At 53.2% G+C, this 11,907-nt stretch carries 11 protein-coding genes; 7 read left to right on the plus strand and 4 right to left on the minus strand.

What is annotated here, in order from left to right:
- Positions 1 to 98: 98 nt before the first annotated feature.
- The 7 genes from NVV94_RS23500 (at position 99) to mobV (ending at position 10,635) form a co-directional block, all read left to right on the plus strand.
- On the plus strand, positions 99 to 755 hold the full coding sequence (locus tag NVV94_RS23500) for a DedA family protein (protein WP_258444719.1): 657 nt from the start codon (positions 99 to 101) through the stop codon (positions 753 to 755).
- Positions 756 to 758: 3 nt separating this feature from the next.
- Complete coding sequence (locus tag NVV94_RS23505) at positions 759 to 1,586, plus strand: zinc-dependent peptidase (RefSeq protein ID WP_258444720.1); 828 nt, start codon at positions 759 to 761, stop codon at positions 1,584 to 1,586.
- Between the two features lie 94 nt (positions 1,587 to 1,680).
- Positions 1,681 to 2,208: an inorganic diphosphatase gene (ppa, locus tag NVV94_RS23510; RefSeq protein WP_258444721.1), complete on the plus strand. Its 528-nt coding sequence runs from the start codon at positions 1,681 to 1,683 to the stop codon at positions 2,206 to 2,208.
- A gap of 418 nt (positions 2,209 to 2,626) precedes the next feature.
- A complete protein-coding gene (locus NVV94_RS23515; protein WP_258444722.1) occupies positions 2,627 to 3,250 on the plus strand; it encodes a S24 family peptidase in 624 nt (207 codons plus the stop codon).
- A gap of 522 nt (positions 3,251 to 3,772) precedes the next feature.
- Positions 3,773 to 8,659 carry a type ISP restriction/modification enzyme gene (locus NVV94_RS23520; protein WP_258444723.1) on the plus strand — a complete coding sequence of 1,629 codons (4,887 nt, stop codon included), beginning with the start codon at positions 3,773 to 3,775 and terminating at the stop codon, positions 8,657 to 8,659.
- 507 nt (positions 8,660 to 9,166) lie between these two features.
- Positions 9,167 to 9,625 carry a hypothetical protein gene (locus NVV94_RS23525; RefSeq protein WP_258444724.1) on the plus strand — a complete coding sequence of 153 codons (459 nt, stop codon included), beginning with the start codon at positions 9,167 to 9,169 and terminating at the stop codon, positions 9,623 to 9,625.
- Positions 9,622 to 10,635 (plus strand): MobV family relaxase, encoded by a 1,014-nt coding sequence (mobV, locus tag NVV94_RS23530; RefSeq protein WP_258444725.1) that lies wholly within the window; start codon positions 9,622 to 9,624, stop codon positions 10,633 to 10,635. Before NVV94_RS23525 ends, mobV begins: the two co-directional genes overlap by 4 nt.
- 13 nt (positions 10,636 to 10,648) lie before the next feature.
- Here mobV and NVV94_RS23535 read toward each other — a convergent pair whose 3' ends face one another.
- From NVV94_RS23535 to NVV94_RS23550, 4 genes are all read right to left on the minus strand, one after another.
- The gene (locus NVV94_RS23535; RefSeq protein WP_258444726.1) at positions 10,649 to 10,804 is read right to left on the minus strand and encodes a hypothetical protein; all 156 of its coding nucleotides are present in this window, start codon (positions 10,802 to 10,804) and stop codon (positions 10,649 to 10,651) included.
- Positions 10,805 to 10,838: 34 nt separating this feature from the next.
- The gene (locus NVV94_RS23540; RefSeq protein WP_258444727.1) at positions 10,839 to 10,997 is read right to left on the minus strand and encodes a hypothetical protein; all 159 of its coding nucleotides are present in this window, start codon (positions 10,995 to 10,997) and stop codon (positions 10,839 to 10,841) included.
- On the minus strand, positions 10,990 to 11,241 hold the full coding sequence (locus tag NVV94_RS23545) for a hypothetical protein (RefSeq protein WP_258444728.1): 252 nt from the start codon (positions 11,239 to 11,241) through the stop codon (positions 10,990 to 10,992). Before NVV94_RS23545 ends, NVV94_RS23540 begins: the two co-directional genes overlap by 8 nt.
- Positions 11,242 to 11,455: 214 nt before the next feature.
- Positions 11,456 to 11,740 carry a hypothetical protein gene (locus tag NVV94_RS23550; protein WP_258444729.1) on the minus strand — a complete coding sequence of 95 codons (285 nt, stop codon included), beginning with the start codon at positions 11,738 to 11,740 and terminating at the stop codon, positions 11,456 to 11,458.
- Positions 11,741 to 11,907 lie beyond the last annotated feature (167 nt).

Here is an 11,907-nt window from a genome sequence, read left to right on the forward strand (position 1 = left end):
TGCCCATCGCTTGGGCGGCAGACCGCATTGTGCAAGCCAATTTCACACAAGCTTCTCGCATTACCCGTAGTATCGGGTTCTAAACACAGGTGTCGCACATGGAATTCAACCCGCTGGACCTCATTCTGCATCTCGATGTCTACCTCGACATGCTGGTCACCAATTATGGGAACTGGATCTACGCCATCCTGTTCCTGGTGATTTTCTGCGAGACAGGTCTGGTGGTCATGCCCTTCCTGCCGGGCGACTCGTTGCTGTTCATCGCTGGCGCAGTCGCCGCAGGCGGCGGCATGGACCCGGTACTGCTCGGGGGTTTGCTGATGGCCGCCGCGATTCTGGGCGACAGCACCAACTACATCATCGGACGCACGGCCGGCGAACGCCTGTTCAGCAATCCGAACTCAAAGATATTCCGTCGCGATTACCTGCAACAGACCCACGACTTCTATGACCGCCATGGCGGCAAAACCGTGACCCTGGCGCGCTTCCTGCCGATATTGCGCACCTTCGCGCCATTCGTCGCCGGTGTCGCGAAAATGCCTTACCCACGGTTCCTGACCTTCAGCGTCGTCGGCACCATCGGCTGGGTTGGCGGGCTGGTCACACTGGGCTACTTCTTCGGCAATGTGCCCTTCATCAAGCAAAACCTGTCGTTGATGATCGTGGCAATCATCGGCATATCGCTACTGCCGATGATCATCGGGGTGGTCCGCAGCCGCATGCAGCGCAATGCCGCCAAGGCCCATACGCGCTAGGCCATGTGGTCCCTGCAGGCCTGGCGCCGCCGACGCACTCTCGCCCGTCATCCGGTAGACCCGCAGCTCTGGCAGCGGGTACGCCATCGCCTGGCGATTCTCGATGGGCTCAGCGCCGAGGAAGACCAGCGCCTGCGCGAGTCCAGCGTGTTGTTTCTTCAGGACAAGGTCCTAAATGCCTTGTCCGGTGTCGAGCTGGACGCAGAAGCGCGGCTATTGCTCGCCGCCCAGGCCCAGCTGCCCCTGCTGCACCTGGGTGATTTGAACTGGTATCAGGGCTTCCATGAAATCGTGCTGTACCCGGACGACTTCCTCAGCCCGCAGCGACACCGCGACGCCAGCGGCGTGGAACACGAGTGGGAAGGCGAGCACAGCGGCGAGGCCTGGCAACAGGGCCCGGTGATCCTGGCCTGGCCAGGCGTGCTGGCCAGCGGTGGCTGGGAGGGCTACAATCTGGTGATCCATGAGTTGGCGCACAAACTCGACATGCTCAACGGCAACGCCAATGGCCTGCCGCCGCTGCACAGCGACATGCGCGTGAGTGACTGGGCCAGCGCCATGCAACACGCCTTCGACGACCTCAACCGGCAACTGGACCACAACCCCGATGCCGAGACGGCAATCGACCCCTATGCGGCAGAAGACCCCGCCGAATTCTTCGCTGTGACCAGCGAATACTTCTTCAGCGCGCCGGACCTGCTGGCCAAGGCCTATCCAGAGGTTTATCGTCAACTGAAGGGATTCTATCGCCAGGATCCGCTGGCACGCCTGCAGCATCTGCACGGCACTCATCCCGATTACCAGGCCCACCACGACCAAAGTAGTGGCTGAACCAAGCGCCGGGTATCCGAGCAGACGTGGCAAGCGCCACGGAATGTGCCTATAATCGCGACCAATTTTTGGCCAAACATGGGGGCAAAGCCCAATGAGCTACAGCAAGATTCCGGCTGGCAAAGACCTGCCGAACGACATCTACGTCGCCATCGAGATTCCGGCCAACCACGCGCCGATCAAATACGAAATCGACAAGGAAACAGATTGCCTGTTCGTCGACCGTTTCATGGCCACCCCGATGTTCTACCCGGCCAACTATGGCTTCATCCCCAACACCCTGGCCGACGACGGTGACCCCCTCGACGTGCTGGTCGTGACCCCTTACCCGGTTGCCCCAGGTTCGGTCATCCGCGCCCGTCCGGTCGGCATCCTGAACATGATCGACGACGGCGGCGGCGACGCCAAGGTCATCGCCGTACCGCACGACAAACTGTCGCAGCTGTACGTCGACGTCAAAGAGTACACCGACCTGCCACCGCTGCTGCTGGAGCAGATCAAGCACTTCTTCGAGAACTACAAGGATCTCGAGAAAGGCAAGTGGGTCAAGATCGAAGGCTGGGGCAATGCAGACGCAGCCCGCGCTGAAATCATGAAGTCGGTTGCCGCCTACAAGGGCTGAGTCGACAAATGATGCAAAAAGCCCCGAATCACCGAGGCTCAGACGGCCGAAAACCCTGTAGCCGCTGCCGCGGGCTCGGTGCGCCGCTGCGACGCTGAGGTCCAAAGGACCTCCAAACCTGCACCCCACGGTCGCATGCAACGCCGACAATCTGAGCCCCGGTTATCCGGGGCTTTTTTATGCCCAACACTTTTCCATCAGCCACCACCCAAAAATCCTACAACACCTGAAGCAACGACTGTACGCCAGGAGCAAAAAGCCCCCTTCAATTGAACACCCCGTTTATTTAAACGGCGCCAGCAGCTCATTAAACTTCATCCCCATGAACACATCAGGCGACCGCTTAAAAGCCCTCCTTCGCGAGTGCGAACTTTCCCCCTCGGAATTTGCGACCCACCGCAACGTCACGCCACAGCACGTGAACAATTGGTTCAAGCGCGGCGTACCGCTGGCAAGGGTCGACGAAATCGCCGAGCTGCTCTGCGTGCAGAGCAAATGGCTGCGTACCGGCAAGGGCCCAAAACACCCGCCCAGCCCGCCTCCGTCTGCAGAACCGCGCTCGTCACGGCGAAAGCCCCCCGAACCACTGGATCACTGGAGCAACCTGGCCGCCCACACCACCGACGACGCCCACCTGCCCCTGTTCCAGGTGGAAGGCGCCCGCCTGCGCCAAATCCCCGAACGCAGCATCCGCCTGCCCCTGGCTGCCCTACACACGCTTGGCGTGGACCCCGCGCAGGCTTATTGCCTGCGCATGCCCGACGACAGCCTGGGCGAGAAACTACAGCGCGGCGCAAGCCTGGCCATCGACCGCCGCATGACCCGCATCGTCGAAGGCGAAATCTACGCCCTGCTGCACAACGGCCTGCTGCGCGTGAAGTACCTCTCCCCGCTCCCGGCCGGCGCTGTGTTACTGCGAAGCCACAACGAAACCGAGCACCCGGAAGAGATCATCAGCGCCCAGGACATCCAGTCTCAGCGCTTGCAGGTATTGGGTTGGGTATTCTGGTGGGCCACCCTGAGCGCGCGCCGACCGGGCTAAAACGGCCCTGGTAACGTTCAGTAACCTGTCCGCACGGCGAAAACGTTACTTTTTTGCTGGGCATCGAGGCGCATTATCAGTATGCTACGCCCCACATTTTGGCATCGGCCTGCTACTTGCAAGCCCGACTGCCTGGCGACACAGATGACTTTCTCGTCTCGCCTCCCCAGCCGACATCAGGTCGCTGGAGCAACAATTTGAAGGCGATTGCGGTTTACCAAAAATAAGCCAAGAACGTCCCCGAGAAGCCGGCCACAAGCCGGCTTTTTAATTCCTATAGGCCGCAGATTATAAGGGCTCTAGGAAGCACCGCCTCTCAGACCCACACTTTGACCCACACATCCGCGCCACCACCGTGCGCATATTCGATTCAGTCTCTTCGACGTAGCCTGACCCTTCCGAACCCAAAGCTAAAGGGCTGCTCCCCAGCCTCAAAAACCTTTGCTAATCACTGCCATAACAGATGGTAAACTCCTGACATTTTGCGCCTGACGCGCCCGTAATAGGCAAAAGGAATTTCTGATGTCCGCCCTAATTACCTTGCTAGATCACTATCGCAACGCTTCCGTAACTGAGCGCGAAAAAGGTACTTATTTCGAGGAGCTGATCTACACATACCTTCGTAACGAGGCCACCTATCGAGACCTATACGAGCAGGTCTGGACGTACTCAGACTGGGCGAAGGAGCAGGGCTTAGACAAGCGCGACACCGGCATTGACCTAGTAGCTAAAACCCAAGGCACAGGTGAGTATCACGCGGTTCAGTGCAAGTTGTACGCATCGGATTACCGGGTACAGAAGAAGGACATCGACAGTTTTTTTACCGCTTCCGGCAAAAAACCTTTTACCCACCGCATCATCGTAGCCAGCACTAACAACTGGAGTGAGCACGCGAACGATGCATTGCAAAACCAGCATCAGACGGTCAGCAAAATTGATCTCAATGATCTTGAAAACAGTCAGATCGACTGGGCCAAGTTCAAGCCCAGCCAGGCGCCTGTTCTCAGGGCAAAAAAGAAGCTTCTTGAGCATCAGCAAACTGCTCTAAACGCTACTGAGTTCGGGCTAAAAACTGCGCATCGCGGCAAGCTGATCATGGCTTGCGGTACAGGTAAGACCTTCACTAGCCTGAAGATCGCAGAAAAGCTGGCCGGTAAAGGCAAGCGTGTTCTGTTCCTAGTGCCGAGCTTGTCACTCTTGTCACAAACCCTCACCGAATGGACTCAAGAGAGCGGGACTCCGCTGCATAGCTTCGCAGTGTGCTCTGATAGCGATGTAGGTAAGAAGCGCAAGCAAGACGACGATGTGGTGCAAACATTCACCCATGAGCTGCGATATCCAGCTACAACCGAACCTAAGCGCCTGGCGTCGGAAATGGCTAAACGTCATGACGATGAGCACATGAGCGTGGTGTTTTCTACCTATCATTCGATTGATGTGATCAGTCGTGCCCAGCATGAACACGAGTTACCGGAGTTTGATCTGGTTGTCTGCGACGAAGCGCACCGCACCACAGGTGCGACCTTCGGTGAAGACGACGAAAGCAATTTTGTCAAAATCCATGATGCCGATTACATCCGCTCGGTAAAGCGCCTGTACATGACCGCCACTCCGCGCATCTATGGCGACAATGCCAAGATCAAGGCCGAATCCGGGGACGTGACGCTGTGCTCAATGGATGACGAAACTCTTTATGGCAGAGAATTGCACGTCATTACCTTTTCCGAGGCAGTAAAGCGTGGCCTCTTGGTCGATTACAAGGTGTTAGTTCTAGCTGTAGAAGAAAGCCATGTCAGCCGCAGCCTGCAAAAAATGCTGGCCAGTGAAGACAACCAGCTCAAGGTCGATGATGCTGCCAAGATCATCGGTTGTTGGAAGGCGCTGGCTAAGCAAAGCATGGCCGAGGATCTCGTAGGTGATAGTGAACCGATGAAGCGTGCAGTGGCCTTCTGTCAGGTCATCGAGCCCAATTACAAAGGCAGCAAGCATAAGGTCAGCTCCAAGAACATCTCCAGCATGTTCCAGTCGGTAGTCGAGGCCTACCAAGAGTCAGAAAGCGTTGAGGCGGCTTCTCGTCTAACCTGCGAAGCAGCACACGTGGACGGCGGAATGAACGCCAGCCAGAAGGAAGAAAAGCTCACATGGCTTAAGGGTGATACTCCAGAGAACACCTGCCGCATTCTCAGCAACGTTCGCTGCCTATCTGAGGGCGTGGACGTACCTTCCCTAGACGCTGTGCTGTTCCTTACCCCACGTAACTCGCAGGTAGATGTGGTGCAGTCGGTAGGTCGGGTGATGCGTAACGCCCCCGGCAAGAAGCGCGGCTATGTGATTCTGCCTGTGGTGATTCCGGCTGGCGTTGAAGCACATGATGCTCTCAACGATAACCAGACCTACAAGGTGGTCTGGCAAGTATTGCAGGCTCTGCGCTCTCACGATGACACCTTCGATGCCATGGTTAATAAACTCGACCTGATCGGCCATGACCCACGCAAAATGGAAGTCATTGCTATCACCGACAAGGTTGAGAGGAAGCAAAAGAACAGTTCTGGCACCAAGAATAAAGATGCTGGTAAAGGTCGGTACGGCATTGGTAGTAAAAACAAGCACGATGCCGAAGGGCAGATAACCCAGCAGGCAGACTTGAGCTACGAAGTTGGCGACATCGAGCGCGCCATCTACGCCAAAATCGTGCAGAAATGCGGTAATCGTCACCATTGGGAAGACTGGGCTAACGACATTGCCAAGATTGCTCGCACGCACATAGACCGTATCCAGGGCATTCTGGAAAACTCAGAATATGTCTCTGAGAAGGCCGCTTTCGAAGCTTTCGCTATCGAATTACGTGATGATCTGAACGACAGCATCTCGGATGAAGAAATTATCGAAATGCTGGCCCAGCACCTGATTACCAAGCCGGTCTTCGACGCTCTCTTTGAAGATTACAGCTTCGCCAAGCACAACCCCATGTCACAGACCATGCAAGGCGTACTGGACGCGCTGAACGAGCATCGGTTGGATAAAGAAGCCGATACCCTCGAAAAGTTTTACGCAAGCGTCAAGCAACGCGCGGAGGGTATCGACAACGCAGCGGGCAAGCAGAAAATCGTGGTCGAGCTGTACGACAAATTCTTCCGCAACGCTTTCCCGAAAATGACTGAGCGTTTGGGCATCGTCTACACACCAGTCGAGGTAGTGGACTTCATCATCCACAGCGTTAATGACGTGCTGCAAAGCGAATTCGGTCAGAGTCTGGGTAGCGATGGCGTCCATATCATCGATCCCTTCACAGGCACCGGCACCTTTATCACTCGTCTCCTGCAATCGGGGTTGATGACTCCTGAACAGATCAAGAACAAGTATCAAGGGCAGATCCACGCCAATGAATTGGTGTTGCTGGCCTACTACATTGCTGCGATCAACATCGAGGCTGTCTATCACAGTCTAGTCGGTGGTGATTATGTGCCTTTCGAAGGTATTTGCCTTACAGACACCTTCCAGATGTACGAAAAGGAAGACCTGGTGGATGCGTTGTTGGAGCAGAACAGTGCCCGGCGAAAGAAACAGAAGCAGTTGGATATCCGCGTGATTATTGGTAACCCGCCGTATTCCGCAGGGCAAACTAGCGCCAACGATAATAATGCCAACGTCGCCTACCCTCATCTTGATGACCGCATTCGCAGCACCTATGCCGAACGATCCACGGCAACCAATAAAAATGCACTATACGACAGCTATATTCGTGCCATTCGTTGGGCTAGCGACCGCGTTGGAGACAGTGGTGTGATTGGTTTTGTCACTAATGCCGGGTTTGTCGAGGCCAACACCGCAGATGGACTTCGCCAATGCCTGGCTGATGAGTTCTCTAGTATCTATGTATTCCATCTACGTGGTAATCAACGTACTTCGGGTGAACTATCTCGAAGAGAGGGAGGAAAGATATTCGGTAGCGGTAGTCGCGCTCCTATTGCCATTTCGCTTTTGGTGAAGAACCCTCAGGCCAAGCAGCATGGAAAGATTTACTTTCACGATATTGGCGACTACCTGAGCCAGTCGGAGAAGTTGGAGAAAATCAGCGGTTTTGCCAGCATTGCCGGAATCACGGCAGACGAAGCCTGGCAGGTAATCACTCCGGATGAGCATGGGGACTGGCTGCAACAGCGTGACGGTAGCTTTGCTGAGTTTATTGTTTTGGGAGATAAAGACAGGAATCCGGCTCCCAAGCTGTTTGCAAACTACTCAAGTGGTGTAAAAACTCAACGTGATGCCTGGTGCTACAATTCGAGCAAAAAAAACGTAGTTGCCAATATGCAAGGCATGATTTCTTTCTACAATAATGAGGTGACGCGTTTCAATTCTGCTCATGTTGGTTTAGATAGACCAGGCCGAGAGTTGAAGATAGATAGTTATATCAATGCCGATCCGACGAAAATTAGCTGGACGCGAGCATTGAAGCAAGATTTGGTGAGGGATCGAAAGTTTTCTTTTGATGAAACTTGCCTTGTTACTAGCCTGTATCGCCCGTTCACTAAACAGTGGCTGTATTTCAATCGTCGTTTTAATGAGATGGTTTATCAGATGCCGCGCATCTTTCCGGATGCGAATGCAAAAAATCTTATGATTATGGTAAAGCAGCGCTGGGCTGGCGAAGGCCAACTAGCTTTAATGGTTGATAGTATCCCAGAGCTACAAACTGACGGGGGAACCCAATGTTTCCCGCTGTACCTTTATGACGACATTGAGACAGAGGCGCAGGAAGGGGGATTATTTGAGCAGCCAGGTTCAGTTCAACGCACGCGTCGTGATGCCCTTACCGACGAAGGGTTGGAGCATTTTAAGGCGGCCTATCCTGGAGAGCAGATCAGTAAGGAGGACGTTTTCTATTACGTCTACGGCGTACTGCATTCACCGGAATATCGCGAAAAGTACGCGGATAATCTTTCCAAGGAGCTGCCGCGCATACCTCGCGTAAAAACAGCAGCCAGTTTTTTTGCATTCTCAAAAGCAGGCCGTACTCTCACGGAGCTGCACATCAATTACGAAACGGTCACCCCCTACCCGGCCAAGGTAGTAGGTGGTAGCCAGGACACTGATTATCGTGTCGAAAAAATGAAGTATGGTAAGAATAAGGATAAGACCATCCTGCACTACAATGAGAAAATCACCATTACTGGTATCCCGCTGGAGGCTTATGACTATGTTATCAACGGCAAGCCGGCTCTGGATTGGGTGGTGGAGCGCCAATGTGTGAAGATTGAAAAGAATAGCGGCATTGTTAGTGATTCCAATGATTGGGCTATGGATACTATGGTCGATCCTAAGTATCCACTAGAGCTATTTCTGCGGGTGGTCACTGTAAGCCTCGAAACGATGAAGGTTGTAAAGGCGCTTCCAGCGTTAGCGATTTAACGGAGAGGTATCTTGTGGAATGAAGTACGTAGGAGAGGAAGAATTGGAACGGCTGTCTAGAGTTCAATTCTTCACTCTTGTTATCCTCCGCGTATGACAATTTTTAAATGACATTCGGTAGAAAATAGATTGGTGCACCTGCCCACATCCGTTAAATTGCATCAAGGCTGTCAAGGGAGAATGCGGAAGCCGCAGCCCGCGCAGCCCCGTAGGGGTGAGCAGGAACGGGTGAGCAATTCAGCAGCGCGGCCCTTGATAGCGATTTCCTAAGTAGCCTGGTGATGGTGTGCGGGGAGTGCTCTTCTCCTCGCGCACCTGCCCTGGCGGCGAGGCATGGGTTGACAAGGGGCAACGCCCCTTGGTGTTTGCAGTCCAGCGGCACGCTGGCCCACCTTCCGGCACGGAAGTGTAGTGGGTTACACATAGTGTTCCAGTTTAGAGTTGCGCCACCAGTTGCTCCATTTGCATAATGGAAGAACAATAATAAGAACACCACGAGGTGTCACCATGATCCAAAGAAACATCTTTTTATTACCCGAAGACAAGTGCGCACTATGGGCAAAAGCTAGTGCAAATTTCCCCGGGGAAAAGCTCGGTGAAATAATGAAACGAACACTTTCTGACCTCTCGAAAGAGCGGTTTGTCCCAGACTTTTATGAAATCCGTCGAGTAGACGTTCCTGCTGCTTTTGATGCGCTACTAAAGCTTCAGAGTACAGGTTTGGCGCACAGACACTTCGAAACAGACAATGAGGAAATTCGGGAAGTCTTGGAAATTGAGATGACGCTTCTGAACGCTATCATGATTGCCTTGGCACTGTTACTCGATGTATTTTTTTACATGTTGCCGCCAAATGCCAGCGGAGGCGACAAGCTGCCTCCTACAGCCTCTGGAGTTGAAAACAAGCCATACGTGCCTACGTGGAAGAGGCAGCCTCAAGTCGGCTACGACGGGCCATCGCTATGACTTATGCGATCCTGCGCACAAAAAAGCTCAAGAGCTTTGGTGCTGTAGCGCGTTCAGCGCGTCACACTTTTCGAGAGCAGCCGACACCGAATGCAGACCCTGAATTGAGCCAGTTCAACAGGGGCACCGGAGCAAAAACCACCGCCAAGCTCGTGGAAGCCCTGAAGAAGGGCTTGCCGGAAAAGTTGAGGGCTGGATCAGTGTTATGCATCGAGTACATGATCAGCGCGTCCCCGGAAGCTTTTAAGCGACACGGGGGCAAGCTGGATGACCTGGGTGATGGGTATTTCAACGACGCTTTGAGATGGCTCAGGAAGAAACACGGCAAAGAAAACGTGATCGCTACAACTGTGCACTTGGACGAGCGCACACCGCATTTGGTCGCTTACGTCGTGCCGCGTACTAAGGATGGCCGGCTGTCGTGCCGCGATTTTCTGGGCGGCCCGGCGAAGTTGAAAGCGATGCAATCGGACTTCTATGAAGTCTGTGGGAAGCCATGCGGGCTCGAGCGCGGCATCGAAGGCAGCAAAGCAAAGCATCAGGAGCTAAAACAGTTTTACGGCGCGCTGGTGGGCTCAGGTGAAGCTCCAAAGCTTGAAGCCAGAGACTATGCGGCTGCCGCCATAGGCATTAAAACAGCCACTTGGCGGAAAGCTGAGGCTTTAGCGAAGTCACATTCACAGGCCGCAGCGGTGGCACCAACGATGAAAAAATCCTTCGCATCGAGGCAGAGGGCATTGCACAAAAAGGCTGAACAGCTGAGCGAACGCCTTCATGTTTTCGAGCATAAACGCCTTTTGCTCAAACAAGCGGAATCAGGGCTTGAGGTGCGCGCCAATGCGCTCGTCGAGCGTGAAAGAGCCGTCAGTGCATCGGAGCTTAATGTCTTGGCTTTAGAAACTGAGAGAGACGCTTTTGAGCGTCGTATTGAGATACTTGAGGCGAGTCAAAAAAATCATAAAGCCCCTATTCGGGGCCTGAAATATGAAAGCTCACATACACTGGGCTAGTTACAATGTTGCTTTAAAACTCCTCGCGGTAAGAATTGAATTCGCCGCATACCTTGCATTCTTCAGTAATCGCAACAACCCAGTCACCCTCGTCGTTCTTCCCCAGGTTTCTTTCTTCGACCACTTCAAACGCATGGTCGCTAAATTGTTCGCATTTTTTGTCAGGCATCGGCATTGCTCTTATAATTGCTGAATGTATAAAATCAAACGTCAAGATAGACGTCGATCATCCCGCAAATGGCGCATTCCCGGGTGATTTCATAAACCGGATCTTCATCCGTGGGATTAGTGAGACCGAGATTAACTTCAGAGACTTTCTCAAACTCATGATCGCTAAACTTTTCGCATTTTTCGTCAGGCATTGGCATTGCTCTTTATGTGTGCGTTTGAACACTGACCGAGGAGAGAAACCTCGGTTTCAATCAGGCGATCAAGCGCATAGAGCTTTTTGTTGAGCTCGTGAAGCGCTGTGCTACCAGGAGTCCGAGAAGCCGTATCAATCATGTTTTCGATGGGGTCAAGCTTGCACATAACGGCCATCAGGCTGTTGAGGCACGCGCGATAATTCTCTTCTTTTTCGAGTTGAGCATATTCAGTGGGAACCATTATTTCCTCCATTTTGTAGGTGCTTTAGCACGCTTGTCTTTCGGGGGCACTTTCATTCATTTATCTCATTGGCTTGTAGCTGTTAAGACCGAATGTAATGAGCCACTGTTGCACCTGAGCCGAATTGTTCGATGGCGCTATAGGTGGTGATGACGGGAGTGTTTCCATCCGTTACCAAATTGAGGAGCTTTTTATGTGCACGACTTTGTATCGGTTAAATTTTTTCGGGTAGTAGTAAGTCCCACTTCTCAACCGCAAAAAGAGCCACCTCGTGAAGTGCGCAGTCATTCCAGTCCGTGTGCGTACGTAAGTTGAGCATTTTTTCAAATAACTTCTTGTTTGAGCTATCCAGGCTCTGATAGCCATTTAAGTTCACCTTCCAAAAATCGGAGCACCAGTACCAAGACGCATAGGCCCTGGCGAACCATCCAGACGCACCCCCTCCAAGAGCTATGAAATCCCTGACATCAGAAAGGTTTTCTTCAAAGTTATCCGACATAAAGTCTCCGTGGTGCGTTTTAGCTGTATCAGCTGATTGTGGAAATTAAGCGGGTGACGACGCCTGCTTTCTAGATAAGCTTACGACCGATCACTACGAGCAGGTCTGAAGGTAAAGTGGGGCAGAGAGCTCTACCCTACTTGAATAATTAACAATAATTGCGTTCT

Origin of the sequence: Pseudomonas sp. LS1212 (assembly GCF_024741815.1) — a bacterium.
Lineage (GTDB): Bacteria > Pseudomonadota > Gammaproteobacteria > Pseudomonadales > Pseudomonadaceae > Aquipseudomonas.

Bases quoted from the DNA above. Each gene is read 5' to 3' on its own strand.
- ppa (WP_258444721.1), top strand. From the start codon at position 1,681: ATGAGCTACAGCAAGATTCCGGCTGGCAAAGACCTGCCGAACGACATC.
- NVV94_RS23535 (WP_258444726.1), bottom strand. From the start codon at position 10,804: ATGCCTGACAAAAAATGCGAACAATTTAGCGACCATGCGTTTGAAGTG.
- NVV94_RS23550 (WP_258444729.1), bottom strand. From the start codon at position 11,740: ATGTCGGATAACTTTGAAGAAAACCTTTCTGATGTCAGGGATTTCATA.
- NVV94_RS23540 (WP_258444727.1), bottom strand. From the start codon at position 10,997: ATGCCTGACGAAAAATGCGAAAAGTTTAGCGATCATGAGTTTGAGAAA.
- NVV94_RS23500 (WP_258444719.1), top strand. From the start codon at position 99: ATGGAATTCAACCCGCTGGACCTCATTCTGCATCTCGATGTCTACCTC.
- NVV94_RS23525 (WP_258444724.1), top strand. From the start codon at position 9,167: ATGATCCAAAGAAACATCTTTTTATTACCCGAAGACAAGTGCGCACTA.
- NVV94_RS23520 (WP_258444723.1), top strand. From the start codon at position 3,773: ATGTCCGCCCTAATTACCTTGCTAGATCACTATCGCAACGCTTCCGTA.
- mobV (WP_258444725.1), top strand. From the start codon at position 9,622: ATGACTTATGCGATCCTGCGCACAAAAAAGCTCAAGAGCTTTGGTGCT.
- NVV94_RS23545 (WP_258444728.1), bottom strand. From the start codon at position 11,241: ATGGTTCCCACTGAATATGCTCAACTCGAAAAAGAAGAGAATTATCGC.
- NVV94_RS23505 (WP_258444720.1), top strand. From the start codon at position 759: ATGTGGTCCCTGCAGGCCTGGCGCCGCCGACGCACTCTCGCCCGTCAT.